Below are 19801 nucleotides of genomic sequence, written 5' to 3' on the forward strand. Positions count from 1 at the left end.
ATTTTGATTCCAACCTGAAGAAAATCCTGCAGCCAACGGCGCTTCACACTTTCTGCCGCTGCTGCTTTCTATGTCTGATTGCACATCTTTTACTGAATTTCTTTCAGATAGCGACCTACCGCATCCTGCCAAGACGGAAGGCGCTCAAATCCGTTGTCCAAAAGTTTTTCTTTGCTGATCCGGCTGTTCATCGGGCGTTTTGCCTGACCCGGATAAGCAGCTGTATACTCAGCAGTGCTGACCGGCGTCACCTTGACATCCATGCCCGCCTGCTTAAAGATCTCAACTGCAAATTCATACCAGCTGCAAAGTCCCTCATTCGTCGCATGGTAACGACCATATTTGTCACTCTGAATCATATCAACCAGCAGACGCGCCAGATCGTATGTGTAAGTCGGGGAACCGATCTGATCATCCACAACACTGACTGCCCCGCGCTCTTTGCCAACGCGCAGCATCGTCTTGATGAAGTTCTTGCCGTTCACGCCAAATACCCACGCGATACGAACGATGAAAAACTTCTTTACCAGCTCCTCGACTGCCAGCTCGCCTTCATACTTCGACTGACCGTAGGCGTTGAGTGGTTCCCGGTGGTCATCCGGCTCCCACGGGCGGGTGCCCTGACCGTTGAATACATAATCGGTGCTGATGTACATCATTTTGATGTCCAGACCTTTGCAGACCTCAGCGATATTTCTCGTTCCATCTGCATTGACTTTACGGCAGAGTTCCATGTTCTGTTCCGCTGCGTCTACTGCAGTATATGCAGCGCAGTGGATCACTGCATCCGGCTTTGCCTCGGTGATCACGCGGCGGCATGCCTCTGCATCGGTAATATCCATCTCATCGACATCCACACCGATGCCAGTAAGACCCTGTTTTTTCAGCTCATTCATCACGTCATAGCCAAGCTGGCCTTTAACGCCTGTCACTAATACTCTCATTATAATCTATCTCCATACATTTTTTCGAAGTACTGGCTGTACTCACCGCTTAAAATGTGTTTCCACCAGTCCTGATTGTTCAGATACCAGTCGATCGTCTGACGAATGCCGGTGTCAAAATTGTATTTCGGCTTCCAGCCAAGCTCTGTCTCGATCTTGGTTGGATCGATCGCATAACGGCGGTCATGACCCGGACGATCCTTGACGTAACGGATCAGGCTTTCCGGCTTGTCCAGCGCTTTCAGGATGGTTTTGACAACCTCCAGGTTGGTCCTCTCATTGTGTCCGCCGATGTTGTAAATCTCACCGACGCGTCCCTTGTGGAGAATCAGATCGATCGCCTCACAATGATCGGATACGTGCAGCCAGTCGCGGACGTTCGCGCCGTCGCCGTATACCGGAAGTTCCTCGTCTGCCAGCGCACGGCTGATCATCAGCGGAATCAGCTTCTCCGGGAAATGATATGGACCGTAGTTGTTGGAGCAGCGGGATACTGTCACCGGAAGTCCGTAGGTTCTATGGTATGCCAGTACAAACAGATCCGCACTCGCCTTGGAAGAAGAGTACGGGCTGGAGGTATGAAGCGGGGTTGTCTCCGTGAAGAAGAGATCCGGGCGGTCTAACGGCAGATCGCCGTATACCTCATCGGTCGATACCTGATGATAACGTTTAATTCCATAGGTGCGGCAGGCATCCAGCAGGGTGGTCGTTCCCATGACATTGGTACGGACAAATGCCTCCGGGTCCGTGATGGAACGGTCTACGTGGCTCTCTGCTGCAAAGTTTACTACGATGTCCGGCTTTTCTTCCTCGAAGAGCTTAGACACGAAGTCGCGGTCTGCGATATCGCCGTGTACAAACTTGTAATTTGGTTTGTTTTCAACCGGTTTCAGTGTCTCTAAGTTGCCCGCATAGGTCAGAAGATCCAGATTGATGATCTGATACTCCGGGTATTTATTTACCATATGGTGTACGAAGTTTCCGCCGATGAATCCGGCTCCGCCTGTCACGATAATCTTCATTGTTTTAACTCCTTTTAATTCTGATGTATTTTATCAACATATTTCCCATCCAGTACGTCTTTCAGATATTTGCCATACTGGTTTTTCTTGTATACCTCGTATGCCTCCAGCACTTCTTCCTTGCTGATCCAGCCGTTTAAGTACGCAATCTCCTCCAGGCACGCGATCTTGCGGTGCTGATGGGTCTCTACTGTCTTAACGAAATTGGTTGCCTCAACTAAGGACTCATGTGTACCGGTATCGAGCCAGGTAAAGCCCTGTCCCAGAAGAATGACATCCAGATCGCCATTTTCCAGATAGATGCGGTTCAAATCGGTGATCTCAAGCTCGCCTCTGGCAGACGGTTTTAACTGTTTCGCATACTCTACTACCCGGTTGTCATAGAAATACAGACCCGTTACACAGTAATTGGACTTCGGTTTCTCCGGCTTCTCCTCGATGGAGATCGCCTTGCCCTGGTCGTCAAATTCTACGATACCGAAGCGCTCCGGATCATCGACATAGTAGCCGAATACAGTCGCGCCCTCTTTCTTGGCAGAGGCAGCACGCAGGCGTTTCACAAGTCCCTGACCTTGGAAAATATTGTCACCCAGAATCATCGCTACGGAATCATCCCCGATGAACTCCTCGCCGATGATAAATGCCTGTGCCAGTCCATCCGGACTTGGCTGCACGGCATAGCTTAAATGTAAACCAAACTGATGTCCATCGCCCAACAATTCCTTAAAACGCGGTGTGTCATCCGGTGTCGAAATAATCAGAATATCCCGGATTCCCGCGTTCATCAGAACGGAGATCGGATAGTAAATCATCGGTTTGTCATAAATCGGAAGCAGCTGTTTGGAAGTTACGCGTGTCAGCGGGTAAAGGCGTGTGCCTGAACCGCCTGCTAAAACGATACCCTTCATATCTTGTTCTCCTCATATGTTTTATTTTCACGCCTCTTTTCTAAAAAAAGGCAGATCTCATCACTATAAGTAATATACCACATTTGCCTGCTGCTTGCAAATTTATTTGCCTTACACTTCTTTCTTGCATTGTACAATCGTAACTGTTCACGGGTAGGCACTTTTGGAACCGAAAGTGCCGTAAGAAAACGTGGTGGCAGCAGGAATTTGCCGTATTTAAATGCGGAGCCACGGCAAATTCCGTTACTGGGCACGTATACGTGAACAGTAACGTACAATCTATGAGCATCACTCATCCACTGCATACACAATCGTCCGCGCATCCGCAAATTCATAACTGCACGTCACAAAGGAATACAAGTGGGAAACCTCCCCGTCTGGCAGTTCGCGAAACCGGCATCCCTCCGTCATTTCTTCTATATAAGAATTCATCTCCGACCGATCCGCAAATTCCGTCCTACGCCGTTCCCCCTGACTGCCCGCAGTGAGCGCTGCAATCAGACGGAGTGTCCGCCTTTTCCCATCTGGGAAATAGAGATAAGCCGTCCGATGCTTCTGGAAGAAATCTTCGTCTTTCAGGCGGATCAGCTCGGAAAACCGACTTCCGTCCTTCATATGATGCCCATAAAAAATCGAATGAAAATCCGATGCATCCGGTGCACTCTCGCAGTCCAGAAAGACAGTCCCGGCTGGATCTGGTTTTCCATCCAGCCCGATGCTGCGGTACGATTCATTGTCGGTTGTCTGGACAATCGGTTCGTCGATGTGAGTACCGGGAATGCGAATCCAGGCGATGACGTCGGCATTCTGGCATTTTAAGGCTGCGAAATCTGGCTGCCATATCGGCTCTGACGCATCTGAATCAGATTTTCCAGATAAATTCTGCTCTACATTTCCTTCAGATTGTGAATCTCTGTTTTCCGCCCTTCTAACCGCATCCCCCACACCATCCGCCAAAACCAGACATCCAATCACGATCAAAAAAGCACAGAAGATGCGGCGTGCCCAGCGGGCAGCGCCGTCTCCTGTGCGCTTCTTAGTACCCAAATTTTCCTTCCAGCGATTCATCTTCGCGGATCCAATCTTCTACATCGACTTTTCGGTACTCATTTTTCGTATCACGGATATAGACATGTTCAATTCCGGCATTGATTACCATGCGCTTGCACATCGAACAGCAGCTCGATTTTTCCACATACCCGCCGGTTCTCGCATCGACACCGGTCAGATACAGCGACGCGCCGATCATGCGCTCTCTGGAGGCACTGATCAGGGCATTTGCCTCGGCATGGACACTGCGGCACAACTCGTACCGCTCGCCGCGCGGCACATGAAGCTCCTCGCGGATGCAGCGACCGATATCGGAACAGTTTTTCCGTCCGCGCGGGGCGCCCACATAGCCGGTCGAGATAACCTCATCGTTATTCACAATCACTGCCCCGTAGTGCTTTCGCAGACAGGTACTCCGCTGCGAAACCATTTCCGCCAGATCCAAATAATAATTGACTTTATCTCTTCTTTCCATATAGGATCCCCCTTCCGTTTTCTCTAATTCTTTAGATGCCCTCATTCATCTTCGCCAGCTTCGCCGCCTGATCGGCTGCAATTAAGCTGTCAATGATCTCATACAGATCGCCGTCCATGATCGAATCGATCTTATACAAGGTCAGTTTGATGCGGTGCTCGGTCACACGTCCCTGCGGGAAGTTATAGGTACGGATCTTCTCGGAACGGTCACCGGTACCGATCTGGCTGCGGCGTTCTGCCGCTTCCTCGTTCTGGCGTTTCTCCAGCTCCAGATCATATAGCTTGGAACGCAGAAGACGGAACGCCTTTTCCTTGTTCTGTAACTGCGATTTCTCAGTCTGGCTGTAGATCACGATACCGGTCGGAATATGGGTCAGACGTACCGCGGAGTCAGTCGTGTTGACACACTGTCCACCGTTTCCGGACGCACGCATAACGTCAATACGGATATCTTTATCATCGATGACAACGTCCACATCCTCTGCCTCCGGCATCACGGCAACCGTCGCGGTCGAGGTATGGATACGTCCGCCGGACTCGGTCTCCGGCACACGCTGTACACGGTGGACACCGCTCTCGTACTTCATCTTGGAGTAAGCGCCCTGGCCGGTAATCATGAAAACGACCTCCTTGAAACCGCCGATTCCATTTTCACTGACGCTGACAAGCTCAGTTTTCCAGCGGTTGCGCTCTGCAAAGCGCACATACATACGGTACAGTTCGGACGCAAATAATGCCGCCTCATCGCCGCCTGCACCTGCACGGATCTCGACGATAACGTTCTTTTCATCGTTCGGATCCTTCGGAAGAAGCAGAATTTTTAATTCCTGCTCCAGATCTTCAATGCGCTTTTTCGCAGCATTTAACTCTTCCTTCGCCATCTCGCGCATCTCCTCGTCGGATTCCTCATCCAGAAGCGCCAGACTGTCCTCTACGTCCTGTTTTGCCTTCTTATACTCTTTATATGCCTCCACAATCGGAGCCAGATCCGACTGCTCCTTCATCAGCTTGCGGAAACGATTTGTATCGCTTGCCACTTCCGGGCTGCCGAGCTCTTCCATCAGCTCTTCATAACGGATCAGCAAATCATCCAATCTGTCAAACATGATATCCTCCTCTATCGTCTAACGGTTCCACCGTGCCTTTACCACGCGGTTAAGCCCCGGCTCATCCTTTATCACTTCTATCTCCCGATACCCGGCGATGGTCAGTATCCGGCTGACCGCCTCCGCCTGGTCATATCCTATCTCAAAATATACGCAGCCGCCCTTGTTCAGATGTTTGCTGCACTCCAGCGCCAGAACCCGGTAAAAATACAGACCGTCCTCGCTGCCGTCCAGCGCCAGCCGCGGCTCATGGTCGCGTACCTCCGGTTCCAGACCGTCGATCACCGCCGATGGGATATACGGCGGATTCGACACAATCACATCGTACATGACATCCGCCTCCACCGCCTGAAACAGATTGCTCTGCAAAAGTGTCAGGCTGTGTTCCTCGATCTCTGCCTGCAGGCGCGGTCCCTTTGCCAGCCACGTTTTCAGGCGGATGCACCACGGATCCTCCGATACCTGAAACGATTCTGACCGCGCAGTTCCCTTCTGAATCAAAAAGAGACGTCTCGCATTTTTCTTTGCCACGCGCAGCGCCGCCTCGGAAATATCCACCGCCGTCATGTTCTGGTAGCCGCCAAGCACGGCAAGGCTGATCGCGATACAGCCGGATCCGGTACACATATCCAAAAGTTTCAGATCCTTTTCCGGGTAATCCCGAAGAACCCGCTCAACTAACGTCTCCGTATCCTGGCGCGGAATCAGGACATTTTCATCGACAGAAAATGTCATTCCCATAAAATCCTGCATTCCCAGAATCTGCTGCAGTGGAATGCGCTCTGCCCGTTTCTGAAGCATTTCCTGATAGCGCCCATAGCCCTTTTCCAGGCGTTCCGCATGGATCGGACGGTTCTGATCCAGATAATAATGCACCCGGTCAATCCCGAACGCCGCTTCCATCAGATACCAGGCATCCGTCCCTGCGTCCGGCACACCCGCCTCACTTAAGCGCGCGCCGCCCTCATCCAACAGTTCTCTCCAGGTCAGGTCTGTTCTTCCGTTTTCCTCGCTCATCGACTCATCCCCTCTGTCGTACCGTGTTCTATTTATGACTCTTCCAGCTGCTTTTCCCAGCCTGGGAAATTCTCCGTCAGGTATTCTCTCCAGTCAAAAACTGCCTCGGTCGCCGCGATCGCCACCTCAATCATCGAGTCATCCGGCTCCTTCGTCGTCAGACCCTGCATCCACATACCCGGACGGCTCACCAGATCCATAAACTTCGAATTGCTCCGTCCGGCGCACTGCAATACCTCATATGATATACCCGCAATGACCGGAACCAGAATAATACGGCTCAGCATCCGCATCCAGATCGTATCGACCCGGATCACCATAAACATCAGAATACTGATCACCATGACAATCAATATGAAACTGGTACCACAGCGCTTGTGCTCCTTCGAGCTCTCGCGCACATATTTTACCGTCAGCGGATGTCCGTGTTCCACACAGTTGATGCACTTGTGCTCCGCCCCGTGGTACATAAATGTCCGTCGGATGTCCTCCATCCGCGAAACGAGTTTAATATAGATAATAAAAATCGCGATCCGGATCACACCTTCCAGCACTGCCATCAGATGATCCGATGTGATAACTCCCTTAAACAGGTTCGCAATCCCCAGCGGCAGGAGCATAAAAATACCAATTGCCAGGATAAACGAAATTACCAGCACTGCTGCCATGATCGCACTCTCCAGCTTCTCGCCGAACACACGGTCTAAAAGCTGTTCGAATTTTCCCGGCTCTGCATCCTCATCATCCTCAAAAAAGCTGGCGGAATACGACAGACTCCGCATGCCGATGATCATCGAATCTGCAAACCGGAACACGCCGCGCACAAACGGGAGCTGTAAAATCTTCGCTTTTTTCGTGATACTCTGATATGTGTCTTTTTTTACTTCTATCTCTTTGTCAGGTCGGCGGACTGCCACTGCATAGTCCTCGCCTTTCATCATCATGATTCCTTCAATTACCGCCTGACCGCCAATTCCTGAATACTTCATGCTGTCCTTTCAAAATAAAAAAAGAAGAAAACAAAAAGGCTGAGTTTAATGTCGCCACTAAAACCCAACCTTTACATGGTTCAAACTTATTTGCCTGCGTTGATGCCGTACTTGCGGTTGAACTTATCGATACGTCCGCGGGCAGCGGCTGCTTTCTGCTGGCCTGTGTAGAATGAATGACACTTGGAGCAAACCTCTACGTGAATGTCTTTCTTGGTAGAACCAGTTACGAACTCGTTACCACAGTTGCAAACTACTTTTGCCTGATAATAGGCTGGATGGATTCCTTCTCTCATTTCTTTCACCTCTCTGAATTTTTCATTGCGATTTCCGACCGCTTTTTTAATTGCAAGCCGTCTTAAAACGGCTCTATATAAAGCTCCGCACATCCAGGCACGCTATTCCATCATTTAAGCGTTCCTTCCACTCGTAAGGACGACTCACGCAGATGTCAGAACTACCGTCTGTTAATACAGCCTTATAATTATATCATGGTGTGTACTTTTTAGCAAGCAATTTTATCTATTTTTCAATACTATTTTTCTTCTTACAGTCCTGTTTTCCTGCCTGGGAGAAAGTCCTCACAGACGCGCTATTGGTGAAACATGATTTTTAGTAAAATGACCCCTTTTTCCGCGTGATCTCCACAAATTCCGTATTGTTCTTCGTCTTGGCAAACAGATCCAGAATCCGCTCGACGGTATCCTCCGGTTTCTGCGTGTTGGTCGCCTTGTGGACGATATCGACCGCTTCCGCCTCGGCGGACGAAAGAAGCAGATCATCTCTTCGCGTACCGGAACGCAGGATATCGAGCGCCGGGAAGATGCGCTTCTCGGAAAGTTTGCGGTCAAGCACCAGCTCCATGTTGCCGGTTCCCTTAAATTCCTCGTAAATAACATCGTCCATACGGCTGCCCGTCTCAATCAGCGCGGTCGCCAGAATCGTCAGGCTGCCGCCCTCGCGTATATTTCTCGCCGCACCGAAGAAGCGCTTCGGCATATGCAGCGCTGCCGGATCCAAACCACCTGAAAGAGTTCGTCCACTCGGCGGAACCACCAGGTTGTAAGCCCTCGCCAGACGGGTGATACTGTCTAAAAGAATCATAACGTCCCTTCCGTGCTCGACAAGGCGCTTCGCCCGTTCTACTACCATCTCCGACACACGTTTATGACGCTCCGGCAGCTCGTCAAACGTCGAATAGATGACCTCGACATTTTCTCCCGTTACCGTCTCACGGATATCTGTCACCTCCTCCGGACGCTCATCGATCAGAAGGATGATCAGGTGCATTTCTGGATGGTTCTTTGTGATGGTCGTCGCCACCTGCTTTAACAGGGTGGTCTTTCCGGCTTTTGGCGGGGATACGATCATGCCTCGCTGTCCTTTTCCGATCGGGGACAGCAGATCCATCACACGCATCGCCATGGAAGTCTTAACCCCCGGATATTCCAGGTGCAGGCGTTCATTTGGGAAAATTGGCGTCAGATTTTCAAAATTCGGACGTTTTTCCACCACGCTGGTCGGGTATCCATTGACCGAATTAATATATAATAATGCGGCAAATTTCTCCGTCGCCGACTTCACACGACGGCTTCCGCGCACGATATCACCAGTTTTCAGATTAAAACGGCGGATCTGGGACGGCGCCACATAGACGTCATTTTCACCCGGCAGGAAGTTTTCACAACGGATAAATCCAAATCCATCCGGCATAACCTCCAGGATTCCGTTCGCCTCGATGCCGCTGTCCAGCTCCTGAAATTCATTTTTCAGATCCTCCATGCGTGCATTTTCCACCTCGGTACGGGTGCTTTCCATCTGCTGCACCGGCGCGGTACGTTCCGGCTGACTGTACTCGGAGGCTGCTTCTGCCATCTGCGGTGCCGGTGCGGTATGTTCCGGCTGGCTATACTCGGTTCTTGCGCTCATCGCTTCATTGTAATTGTTACGCGGCACATAGGAATTTCTCTGATACCCCTCTCGCTGCGTGTACTCGCGTCTGCGGTTATCCTGATAACGGGTATTATTATTCTCACGGCGTGTATAGGAGCCGTATTCATTCCGGCGGTATCCGCCTTCGCTGCGGCGCTCATAGCTGGAATTCTGCCCTCCCGCAGCCCGTTCTCCGTTGGCAGATCTCCGCGGCTGCGAATACGTCTGTGCCGATGTATTCTGCCCTGCATCAGTTCTGCGCGGCTGCACGTGCATTTCCGTTCTCTCTGCCGGTTCCGCCGATCCGGCCGGATGCTCACTGACAGAAGCCTGGGGCGTTTCTTCTTTCTGTCCCCCTTCCGCCGGCTTCTCAAGTTCGCACAGCCTGTCTATGATCTCCGCCTTTTTCAGGGTGCTGATCCCCTTTAACCCCTGTGCCTTCGCCATTTCCCGAAGCTGCACCAGAGGGAGTGTCTTTAATTTTTCTCTCATATAATTCTCCTTACCCTGTTTAATTGTGTCATATTCTCTGGGATTCAAAAATCAGAAATAAGAAACGTGTGGATGTCTTCCAGGTACTTACACGAAACCGGACAGGCAGATACCTGCCCGGCATACCTTTTTAACATAGCCTTTTATGCTGTGACTGCTCTTTATCCTGCAGCCACCTTGGTTTTATTATAAACGGTTTTCATAAAAATTCAAGTAGACATTTTCTTCATACATATCAATTCAGGAACATAGTAACTGTTCACAGGTAGGAATTTTCTGAACTGAAAATTCCGTACGATACAGTTCCGGCAGCAGATTTTGCCGATTTGGAATGCGTAGCATCGGCAAAATCCATCTGAAAAGAAGCTTTTCTCATTCAGAGCCCTTCAGGAAGCGCAGCCACTCCCCCATCTTCTTCTCATACCCATTTTCTGACGGGCGGTAAAATGTGCTGCCCTCCAGTCCATCCGGCAGGTACTGCTGCTTCACATAATGGTTCGGATAATCGTGTGCATACTTGTACCCGTCGCCATGCCCCAGCTTCTCCGCCCCGCTGTAATGGCGATCGCGCAGATGGGACGGCACCGTAAAGTTTCCCTTTAACCTGACCGCCTCCTGTGCCTCATCGACCGCCACATACGCCGCGTTGCTCTTCGGCGCGCTCGCCACATAGGTAGCTGCCTGCGACAGGATAATCCGCGCCTCCGGCAGACCAATCCGTTCCACTGCCAATGCCGCGCTGACCGCAACCTGAATCGCCTGCGGATCCGCATTGCCGACATCCTCCGACGCACAGATCATGATACGCCGCGCAATAAATTTGATATCCTCGCCTGCATCCAGCATCTTCGCCAGATAATAAACTGCCGCATCCGGATCGGTACCGCGCATACTCTTGATAAACGCTGAGATCGTATCGTAATGGTTATCCCCCGTCTTGTCATACTTCACGGCACGGCGCTGGATGCACTCCTGCGCCACATCGAGTGTAATGTGAATCAGCCCATCTCCACTCCGTTCCGTTGTGAGAATACCAAGCTCGATCGCATTGAGCGCCGCGCGCGCGTCTCCGCCTGCCATATCGGCCAGAAAATCCAGAGCCTCGTCCGTCGCCTCCGCGCGATAGCTTCCCATGCCCTTTTCCTTGTCATGGATCGCCCGCTCTAAAAGCTCGCGGATATCCGCATTTTCCAACGGTTTCAGCTCAAAAATACGGGATCGGGAAATCAGCGCCCCATTGACCTCAAAATACGGATTCTCCGTCGTCGCACCAATGAGCAGAATCGTCCCGTCCTCAACAAACGGCAGAAGATAGTCCTGCTGCCCCTTATTAAAGCGGTGAATCTCGTCGATAAACAGGATCGTGCGCTTTCCGTACATCCCCAGCGCATCCTTGGCATCCTGCACGACCTGTTCCATATCTTTTTTCCCCGCCACCGTCGCGTTGAGCTGCTCAAAACGCGCGCTCGTCGTGTTGGCAATCACGCGCGCCAGCGTCGTTTTGCCCGTTCCGGGCGGTCCATAAAAAATCAGCGATCCGAGCTTATCTGCCTTGATCGCCCGGTACAAAAGCTTATCCTTTCCTATGATATGCTTCTGTCCCACCACCTCGTCAAGCGTGGACGGGCGCAGCCTGGATGCCAGCGGCGCCTCCTGCTCGATCGTATTTTTCCGCATATAATCAAATAAATCCATCGTATCCTCTCAATCAATCAGACATTCTTCTATTGTAACAAAAGTATATCCCTCCGCCGTCAATGTGTCAATCGTCTCAAGCGCAGCATCGACCGAAGTCTGATATGCATCATGCATCAGCACCACCGTGTGAACCGCCGCATTTTTGCAGATATGCTTCACAATCCGCGCCGTATTCCGGTTTTTCCAGTCCAGCGTATCGACGTCCCAGAACACCGGCGTCATCGACACTCTCTCCTGAAGCTCCGTACTCCATGAACCATACGGCGGACGTATGTATTCCGGACGTTTTCCCGTGACCGCCTCGATCCAATCGGCCGTCTCCCGAATCTCCTCCACGCTCTTTTCAATCGGCTGGCGCGCCAGATCCACATGTGCCATGCAGTGAACCCCGATGAGATGACCGTCTTTAGCCATCTGTTGCACCAGTTCCTCATTACCCGGAATATTTTCCCCGACCAGAAAAAAAGAGGCTTTCACGCCCCTCTCGCGCAAGCCGTCCAGCAGCTTTTTCGTGTACACCCTGTGCGGTCCGTCGTCGAAGGTCAGCGCCAGCTCCCCGCCGGAAAAGCATTCCGGGGAGGAAACCGTCTGGTCCGTCTGGTCCGCCTGCTCCACTTCCGCCAAATCTTCCCACTGCATCCCCACTGCCAGCCTGCACACGATTCCTAAGAAACACAGATCCAGCAGCACTGCCGTGCACAGGCAGAGCAGTTTTTTCCTCATGGAACCCTTATTTTGAATGATCCGATTTACCATTTTAGACGTGTCAGCCCTGAACTGTGACAGGGCATCCCCTTTATATTTGCGTTTCCGCTTCCATGTATTATATGAACGCAAAAAAGGATCCAGACCTCCGCATTTCTGTCAGGTCTGAATCCTCTTTTTCTATTTAATGTGCTCTCGGAATCTTTCCGCCAGCCGCAAAAGCAAGTGCAGGAAAGACTCCGAGCGTACATTTTAACCTACTAGCGCCGAAATACCAAAGTAGGACAGCACCACGATACCAAGCACAATCCGATAATATCCGAAAAACTTGAAATCATGCTTGCGGACATATCCCATCAGGAACTTGATCGAGTACACGGACACGCCAAATGCGACCACCATACCAAGAACCAGATAAATGAACTCCGCGAAAGAAAATCCGCCGCCCTGAATGAAAAATTTCACAATCTTTAAAAAACTCGCACCGAACATAACCGGAATCCCAAGGAAGAATGAAAATTCTGCCGCCGCCGGACGTGAACAGCCGATCAGCATCGCGCCCAGAATCGTCGCGCCCGAACGGGAAGTACCCGGAATCATCGCCAGCACCTGGAAACAGCCGATCAGCGCCGCAGTCTGGAACGAAATCTGCGTCACGCGCTCAATCGGAAAATGACGGTGCACGTTTCGATTTTCCAGTACGATAAACAAAACGCCGTAGAGAATCAGCATCGCTGCTACGACATAGCCGTTCATCAGCTTATCCATGAAATGGTCAAGCGGAAGCCCAATCACCGCTGCCGGAATGCAGGCTATAATAATTTTTATCCACAAACGAATTGTACCGCGCTTCTGCGCCATCGATTTGTGCGGTGAAAACGGATTCAATTTATTGAAATACAGCACCATAACCGCCAGAATCGCACCCAGCTGGATGACAACCATAAACACTTCCCGGTACGCCTCGCTGACATCCAGATGGATGATCTCATCCACCAGAATCATATGCCCGGTACTGCTGATCGGAAGCCATTCCGTGAAACCTTCCACGATTCCCAGTACAATTACCTTTAAAATCTCAACAAAACTCATGTCTGCTCCTTCCTACACGTTTTCTATCTGCCAGTCGATCGGGGCAACACCATGTTCTTTTAAAAATTCATTGGTCTTGCTGAATGGCCGGCTGCCGAAAAATCCGCGGTACGCAGACAGCGGGCTCGGATGCGGTGCTTCGAGAATCAGATGCTTTGGATTATTAAGCATCGATTTCTTCGCTTGTGCCGGACGTCCCCACAGAATAAATACCATCGGACGGTCCTGCTCATTTAAGATCTTGATCGCAGCGTCCGTAAACTCCTCCCAGCCGATTCCACGGTGGGAATTTGCCTGATGCGCGCGAACGGTCAGAACAGTGTTCAGCAGCATGACTCCCTGCTTCGCCCATTTCGTCAGATAGCCATTGTTCGGGATGTAGCAGCCGAGATCATCGTGCAATTCCTGATAAATATTCACCAGGGACGGCGGGATTTCCACATCCGGCTTTACCGAAAAGCAAAGCCCATGCGCCTGTCCCGGACCATGGTAGGGATCCTGACCTAAAATAACCACCTTTACCTCGGAAAGAGGGGTAAAATCAAATGCATTGAAAATATCATTCGCATCCGGATATACAACATGCGTCTCATATTCCCGTTTCACAGTATCGTATAACTTTCTGTAATATGGCTTTTTAAACTCTCCGCTGAGCGGAGCCAGCCAGTCATTACTGATTGCTCCCATTGCCCTATCCTCTCGTCCATGTCATTTTCTGTCGTTTTCTGTCAAACGATGGTTCCATTTTAGCACAATCGAAGCGGTTTCTCAAGTTTTGCTTCCCAAATGTCCCCTCCGCAGATAAGTGGACGTTACTGTTCACGCATACGTGCCCAGTAACTAAGTGGACTCTCAATCGCAGGAAGGAAAATTGCGGATAAAGCCGACCGAATTCTGCGGAATCGATACGGTCCTCTCCTGAATATCTCCGACAATCTGGTAAAACTTCTGGTTTATCCGATACATATGCGATTTGCGGTTAAAAAAGACCGTCTTTTCAAAGGGCCAGCGGATGACGGTCGGCGTCTTGAAATCCACTCCCAGCTCGAGAATCAGAAGCGCATGGTTTAAGGTTCCAGCCAGCCATTCCCGGTAGAGATTCCAGCTTTTCAAATAACCTTCCTCGATATACGGATTCGCCAGAACTGTGTTTTCTGTCAGCGGCGCCCCACAGTGCGGGCAGATACCATCCGCCACCTCGCCGCGCTCCCAGATATCCTTCGTACAGCCTTTCGAACACTGAAGCCAGTTCACATTACCGCACGGCGCCGTGATTTTCGCTTCATCCAACGAACTTTCAAAGATGCGCGCATCCTTTGCGGTTGTCACGATAAAATAATCCTTCCCCTCTGTCATCGATGCCAGCGCCCGGTATGCCTCCTGTACCTCCGCGCCTCCCGCCTTCTCCCATTCGCTTCCAAGCCCAATCAGCAGAAATTCGCACGCCTTAAGCCGTTCCCGAAGCGTTTTAAGTTCCTCATCTGCTGCCGTTTCATTTCTTGTCTTCTCTGCCATCTTGATTTGATTCCCCCGTTTAAAAAAGAGTCTGCATCTTCGCGGAGCGTTTTTTTATTTCATAGGACGCAATTTCCCATGAAATAAAAAGAGCCCGGCATGCGCTCACGCACACGCCAGACTCTCCATCTGTAATGCAATTAGCTCTATGCGAAATTACTTAAATTACTTTAAGGTAACTTTAGCGCCTTCAGCCTCTAATTTAGTCTTGATGTCCTCAGCCTCTTCCTTGGAAGCGCCAGCCTTAACTACCTTCGGAGCACCGTCAACTACTTCCTTAGCCTCTTTCAGACCAAGACCTGTAGCTTCACGAACTACCTTGATAACTTTAACTTTGTTCGGGCCAACCTCTGTCAGCTCTACGTCGAACTCAGTCTTCTCTTCTGCTGCCTCAGCTGCACCTGCTGCTGCTACAACAACGCCTGCTGCTGCGGATACACCGAACTCTTCCTCGCAAGCTTTTACTAAATCGTTTAACTCTAATACGGATAATTCTTTGATTGCCTCAATGAACTCAGCTGTTGTTAACTTTGCCATTTTAATATTCCTCCTGTGATTGAATTTTAAATCGGCCTTATGCGGCCTCTTGCTTTACTATGCGGCTCTCACGCACCTTACACCCTGCTTTGCAGGTAAGGGTCTTATGCCTCCTGCTGCTCTGCGATCTGTTTGATAACACGAGCGAAGTTTGTGATCGGAGACTGCATGCTTCCAAGAAGTTTTCCAAGAAGAACTTCTCTGGACGGGATGGTTGCGATAACCTGCATGCCCTTTGCATCGTAGTAAGTATCCTCTACAACGCCGCCCTTGATCTCAAGCTTGTCTGCTTTTTTAGCGAACTCAGCTAAAATTCTTGCCGGAGCTGTAGCATCCTCTTTGGATACAGCCAGAGCGGTCGGGCCCTCCAGATTCGGCTCCAGAGCCTCGAACGCGGTACCCTTAGCAGCGAAACGAATCATGGTGTTCTTATATACTTTATAAGTAACACCAGCTTCTCTTAACTGCTTACGGAGCTGTGTGTCCTGCTCAACTGTCAGTCCACGGTAGTCAACTACTACTGCGCCCTTAGCGCCGTTGAATAATTCTGCGATTTCAGCAACAACCGGCTGCTTTAATTCAACTTTTGCCATGATTGGTTTACCTCCTGTTTTATTTCTATAACCGCCTGGTAAACGTTTTCTGTAAAATAAAATCCCTCCGTCACTCGCAGGACAGGGGGATAGAAATATACAACGATATCAGTTCCCTCGGCAGGCGTATTAACCTTATGCCTTTCGGCACCTGCTGTCTTCGGCAGTTAAACACGATAAGTACTATAACATAGAAGTCAAGGGTTGTCAATAGACCTATTAACTTTTTTTATTTTGTAAAAATGCAGCCGCAACCTCCATATCCTCCGGCGTTGTCACCTTGATATTCCGGTAAGAACCTTCGGTCAGGCGCACCTTGTGATCGGTCATCGTCTCGACCACCATCGCATCATCCGTCACTCCCTGCTGGTACTCTTCCCGACTCATCATCTTGTCATACGCCGCGCGGATCAGCGGATAAGTAAATCCCTGCGGTGTCTGAATCATCCAGACATGCGCCCGTTCCGGCGTCACAGAGGCAAATCCGTCCGCATCCACCAGCTTGACCGTATCCTTTGACGGCATGCCTGCCACTGCTGCGCTATAACTTCGTATATCTGATACGATACGTTCAATCATCGGCTCGTCCACAAACGGACGCGCCCCGTCATGAATCAGGACGCAGTCCCCCTCCCCATAGGAAAGCTGGCTGCCGAGCGCCTTTAACCCCTCGTAGACCGAATGGTAGCGCTCTTTTCCGCCCGCAACGATAGCGCGCACCTTGGAAAATCCATATTTTCCTACAATCTCGTCCCGGCAGTACGCGATCTCATCCGCCCCGGTCACCAGAATCACATCATCGACCCGGCTCTCCTCAAACGCGTGAAGTGCATACCAGATGACCGGCTTTTCCTCCAGAAGGAGAAACTGCTTCTGAATCTTGCTTTTCATCCGTTTTCCCTGTCCGGCTGCCAGAACGATAGCGGCGGTGCGGGTCGGATGCGGTGTAATTTTCTCTTTTCCAAATTGATCCAATGTATGTTCCATCTCGTTTCTCCTCCATGCCAGAACGATCTCTTAAAACACTCTTTTTCCACTTTTTGTCAAATCAATCTTTTAAAAAAACTAACCGCAAAACAATTCTTCCTAAAAAAATTTGTATTATCTCTCGCCCAGCTTCAAATTCGGCACCGCATTCAGATCCCAGCCTGCGCGCGCGCCCTTCTTATATTCATAGTACGCCGCCGCGCCGATCATCGCCGCATTGTCCGTACAGAAGATCGGTGACGGATGGAAGAACTGGATGCCCGCCTCTTTACAGGCCTTCTCCATGCCCGCCCGGAGAGCGGAGTTGGATGCCACACCGCCGGCGATCGCCACGCGCTTATAGCCGTGCTGTTTCGCCGCCTCGATCGTGCGCGATACCAATACTTCCACAACCGCATTCTGGAACGAAGCCGCCAGATCCGGCACATTGATCTCCTCGCCCATCATTTTCGCATGGTTAATATAATTTAAGACCGCCGATTTTAAGCCGCTGAAGCTGAAATCATATGGATTGTCGCCCACTTTTGCCCGTGGAAACTCAATCGCATGTGGATTCCCCTCTTTTGCCGCCTTATCGACCTTCGGGCCGCCCGGATAACCGAGCCCGACCGCGCGTGCCACCTTGTCAAAGGCCTCGCCTGCTGCATCGTCTCGGGTGCGTCCCAGAATCTCAAATTCGCCATAATCTTTCACAATCACCAGATGTGTATGTCCGCCTGACACGATCAGGCACATGAACGGCGGTTCCAGATCCGGATTTTCGATGAAATTTGCCGATACGTGCCCCTCGATATGGTGTACGCCGACCAGCGGCTTCTTCGCCGCATACGCGAGTGCTTTGGCTTCCGCCACACCGACCAAAAGCGCGCCAACCAGCCCTGGACCGTAGGTAACTGCAATCGCCGTCATCTCCTCCAGACTCATATGTGCCTCTGTCAGCGCCTCTTCAATAACCTGGTTGATCTTCTCGATATGCTTTCTCGACGCAATCTCCGGCACAACGCCGCCAAACAGCGTGTGAAGATCGATCTGGGAAGATATGATATTGGAAAGAACGGTACGTCCGTTTTTCACGACTGAAGCTGCCGTCTCATCACAGGAACTCTCGATTGCAAGAATGTAAACATCTTCTGATGGGTGTCCGTTTTCTGTATCATGCACGGAAATCTCTGCCCCCGATACCGGAGCTTTCCCCGGTCCCCGTTCCAATGCTCCTGAAACTGGCATTTTCATCCGTTCTTCCTTCTTTTCTTCTATATTCTCTCTCTTTTCTTCCGTCTGCATCGCCCTTACTCCTCATCAAATCCCAGCTCTGCCGTCCAGCCATCACGGGCGGCTTTCGCTCTCGGGAATATCTCACGCACTTTATCCATATAATCATCCGGACGGATGAGCGACGGGCTGTAATGAGTCAGCCACATTTCCTTCGGCTGGGCCTCCTTCGCCAGGTGCGCCGCCTCCTGGAATGTCATATGCTTGTATTCTCTCGCCTTGGCTTCTTTCCCGTCCTCGCCGTACATGCCTTCACAGATAAACAGATCCGCATCCTTCGCGTACTCCGCAATTACTGGAAGCGGTCTCGTATCGGTACAGTATGACACCTTGATTCCCTTCCGGTCACCTCCGAGCACCATATCCGGTGTCAGCGTTCTGCCTTCCTCCTCGATCGTCTCCCCCTTCTGCAGGCGGCTCCAGAACTTCTGCGGAATCTCCTGCGCCCGCGCGCGTTCCACATCGAACCGTCCCTTTCTCGGAATCGAAATCGAGTACCCATAACAGGTCACATTATGGTTGACCCGGTACGCATCGATCACATACGGTCCAATCTGAAGCTGCTGTCTCGGCTCCGTCAGCTCGATAAACTCAAGCGGAAACGGCAATTCCGGCGCGATCGTCCGCAGTGCCGTCACCACGCGTTCCAGTCCCTTCGGTCCAATCATCGTGATCGGCTCCGTCCGCTCCGCATTTCCCATCGTCAACAAAAGTCCCGGCAGACCGCTGATATGATCCGCGTGATAATGTGTAAAACAAATCACATCCACCGGCTTCGGACTCCAGCCCTTTTCTTTCAACGCAATCTGCGTGCCTTCCCCGCAGTCTATCAGCAAATTGCTGCCCGAGCAGCGAACCATCAAAGCCGTCAGCCACCGATACGGCAGCGGCATCATCCCGCCCGTTCCCAGCAAACATACATCTAACATGGAACATCCTCTTTTCTATTAAATAAATGATTCATAATAAATCTTTTTAATTAAAAGTCATGCAAAAAGCTGTCAAAACAGCTTTTCTCCTAACTCCCATATCATTTAATAATATCATAAAGAAATACTATGTTGCAAGCCAGAAATTCAGCAATCCAATTCACTGGCGAGACGCAGATGGCGCACCGCCTGTCCCGCGTTTCTCCGTTCCCCTCACGACTCTACAATAGTTCCGTCCTCTCCTCCTTATCTGCCTCAATCAGAAATTCCCGCGTCACTCCATCATAGCACTCCTCGCACAGATCAAAATGATGCACCTCCCCATCTTTCTCCGAAAAATAGTCCCATGCCACATCAAAATGCGCCGCTCCTTCGCGCAGAATGCCTTCTTTCACCGCCAGCTTCTTCCCGCACCGGTTGCAGACAACCGACAGAAGAATGCCGCTCTCTCCATATTTTCTCATGCTCTCCTCGCCTTTCTCTTCTATATACGCAAAATGGAGAAGCCATGTCCTCCACAGCTTCTCCATCATTAT

The 19801-nt window shown here is 50.9% G+C and carries 21 protein-coding genes and 1 other annotated feature; all 21 genes read right to left on the bottom strand.

Translation table 11 applies throughout. The features are described from left to right. Positions 1-89 precede the first annotated feature (89 nt). The 21 genes from rfbD to DW931_RS05500 all read right to left on the bottom strand — a co-directional run bounded on the left by rfbD (position 90) and on the right by DW931_RS05500 (position 19798). Positions 90-944, bottom strand: coding sequence for a dTDP-4-dehydrorhamnose reductase (rfbD, locus tag DW931_RS05395; RefSeq protein ID WP_118468397.1), 855 nt, complete (start codon positions 942-944; stop codon positions 90-92). Further along, positions 944-1966, bottom strand: a complete 1023-nt coding sequence (gene rfbB / locus DW931_RS05400; protein ID WP_118468399.1) for a dTDP-glucose 4,6-dehydratase — start codon at positions 1964-1966, stop codon at positions 944-946. Before rfbB ends, rfbD begins: the two co-directional genes overlap by 1 nt. 14 nt (positions 1967-1980) lie before the next feature. Beyond that, positions 1981-2874 carry a glucose-1-phosphate thymidylyltransferase RfbA gene (gene rfbA / locus DW931_RS05405; RefSeq protein WP_022360600.1) on the bottom strand — a complete coding sequence of 298 codons (894 nt, stop codon included), beginning with the start codon at positions 2872-2874 and terminating at the stop codon, positions 1981-1983. 288 nt (positions 2875-3162) lie between these two features. Further along, positions 3163-3942, bottom strand: coding sequence for a class B sortase (locus tag DW931_RS05415; RefSeq protein ID WP_118468403.1), 780 nt, complete (start codon positions 3940-3942; stop codon positions 3163-3165). Continuing rightward, positions 3911-4399: a deaminase gene (locus DW931_RS05420; RefSeq protein WP_022360603.1), complete on the bottom strand. Its 489-nt coding sequence runs from the start codon at positions 4397-4399 to the stop codon at positions 3911-3913. The genes DW931_RS05415 and DW931_RS05420 overlap by 32 nt, the downstream gene beginning before the upstream one ends. 31 nt (positions 4400-4430) lie before the next feature. Beyond that, a complete protein-coding gene (prfA, locus tag DW931_RS05425) occupies positions 4431-5507 on the bottom strand; it encodes a peptide chain release factor 1 (RefSeq protein ID WP_118468405.1) in 1077 nt (358 codons plus the stop codon). A gap of 18 nt (positions 5508-5525) precedes the next feature. Continuing rightward, entirely contained in the window at positions 5526-6524 is a 999-nt protein-coding gene (locus DW931_RS05430; RefSeq protein ID WP_118468407.1) for a HemK/PrmC family methyltransferase, read from the bottom strand. A gap of 32 nt (positions 6525-6556) precedes the next feature. Continuing rightward, complete coding sequence (locus DW931_RS05435) at positions 6557-7513, bottom strand: DUF1385 domain-containing protein (protein ID WP_118468409.1); 957 nt, start codon at positions 7511-7513, stop codon at positions 6557-6559. 86 nt (positions 7514-7599) lie between these two features. Beyond that, positions 7600-7809 (bottom strand): 50S ribosomal protein L31, encoded by a 210-nt coding sequence (gene rpmE, locus DW931_RS05440; protein WP_022360607.1) that lies wholly within the window; start codon positions 7807-7809, stop codon positions 7600-7602. 316 nt (positions 7810-8125) lie between these two features. After that, on the bottom strand, positions 8126-9937 hold the full coding sequence (rho, locus tag DW931_RS05445; RefSeq protein WP_118468411.1) for a transcription termination factor Rho: 1812 nt from the start codon (positions 9935-9937) through the stop codon (positions 8126-8128). Positions 9938-10309: 372 nt separating this feature from the next. Further along, complete coding sequence (locus tag DW931_RS05450; RefSeq protein WP_107001387.1) at positions 10310-11632, bottom strand: replication-associated recombination protein A; 1323 nt, start codon at positions 11630-11632, stop codon at positions 10310-10312. A 9-nt stretch (positions 11633-11641) separates the two neighbouring features. Next, positions 11642-12358: a polysaccharide deacetylase family protein gene (locus DW931_RS05455; protein ID WP_181357236.1), complete on the bottom strand. Its 717-nt coding sequence runs from the start codon at positions 12356-12358 to the stop codon at positions 11642-11644. Positions 12359-12592: 234 nt separating this feature from the next. Further along, complete coding sequence (locus DW931_RS05460; RefSeq protein WP_022360611.1) at positions 12593-13432, bottom strand: undecaprenyl-diphosphate phosphatase; 840 nt, start codon at positions 13430-13432, stop codon at positions 12593-12595. A 12-nt stretch (positions 13433-13444) separates the two neighbouring features. Beyond that, a complete protein-coding gene (locus tag DW931_RS05465; protein WP_022360612.1) occupies positions 13445-14119 on the bottom strand; it encodes a uracil-DNA glycosylase in 675 nt (224 codons plus the stop codon). Positions 14120-14284: 165 nt separating this feature from the next. Next, complete coding sequence (locus tag DW931_RS05470) at positions 14285-14947, bottom strand: hypothetical protein (RefSeq protein ID WP_118293362.1); 663 nt, start codon at positions 14945-14947, stop codon at positions 14285-14287. A 165-nt stretch (positions 14948-15112) separates the two neighbouring features. Next, positions 15113-15484 (bottom strand): 50S ribosomal protein L7/L12, encoded by a 372-nt coding sequence (rplL, locus tag DW931_RS05475; RefSeq protein ID WP_107001383.1) that lies wholly within the window; start codon positions 15482-15484, stop codon positions 15113-15115. Positions 15485-15588: 104 nt separating this feature from the next. Further along, the gene (gene rplJ, locus DW931_RS05480) at positions 15589-16077 is read right to left on the bottom strand and encodes a 50S ribosomal protein L10 (protein WP_022360614.1); all 489 of its coding nucleotides are present in this window, start codon (positions 16075-16077) and stop codon (positions 15589-15591) included. A 47-nt stretch (positions 16078-16124) separates the two neighbouring features. Next, positions 16125-16259, bottom strand: a sequence feature (ribosomal protein L10 leader region). A 37-nt stretch (positions 16260-16296) separates the two neighbouring features. Beyond that, positions 16297-17064 carry a 2-C-methyl-D-erythritol 4-phosphate cytidylyltransferase gene (gene ispD / locus DW931_RS05485; protein ID WP_118293361.1) on the bottom strand — a complete coding sequence of 256 codons (768 nt, stop codon included), beginning with the start codon at positions 17062-17064 and terminating at the stop codon, positions 16297-16299. 114 nt (positions 17065-17178) lie between these two features. Next, a complete protein-coding gene (tsaD, locus tag DW931_RS05490; RefSeq protein ID WP_227589677.1) occupies positions 17179-18348 on the bottom strand; it encodes a tRNA (adenosine(37)-N6)-threonylcarbamoyltransferase complex transferase subunit TsaD in 1170 nt (389 codons plus the stop codon). A gap of 5 nt (positions 18349-18353) precedes the next feature. Continuing rightward, positions 18354-19265: a ribonuclease Z gene (locus DW931_RS05495; protein ID WP_118293360.1), complete on the bottom strand. Its 912-nt coding sequence runs from the start codon at positions 19263-19265 to the stop codon at positions 18354-18356. Between the two features lie 221 nt (positions 19266-19486). Beyond that, on the bottom strand, positions 19487-19798 hold the full coding sequence (locus tag DW931_RS05500) for a hypothetical protein (RefSeq protein ID WP_107001380.1): 312 nt from the start codon (positions 19796-19798) through the stop codon (positions 19487-19489). Positions 19799-19801: the final 3 nt, after the last annotated feature.

The organism is Clostridium sp. AM43-3BH (genome assembly GCF_003479985.1).
Taxonomy (GTDB): domain Bacteria; phylum Bacillota; class Clostridia; order Lachnospirales; family Lachnospiraceae; genus Otoolea; species Otoolea fessa.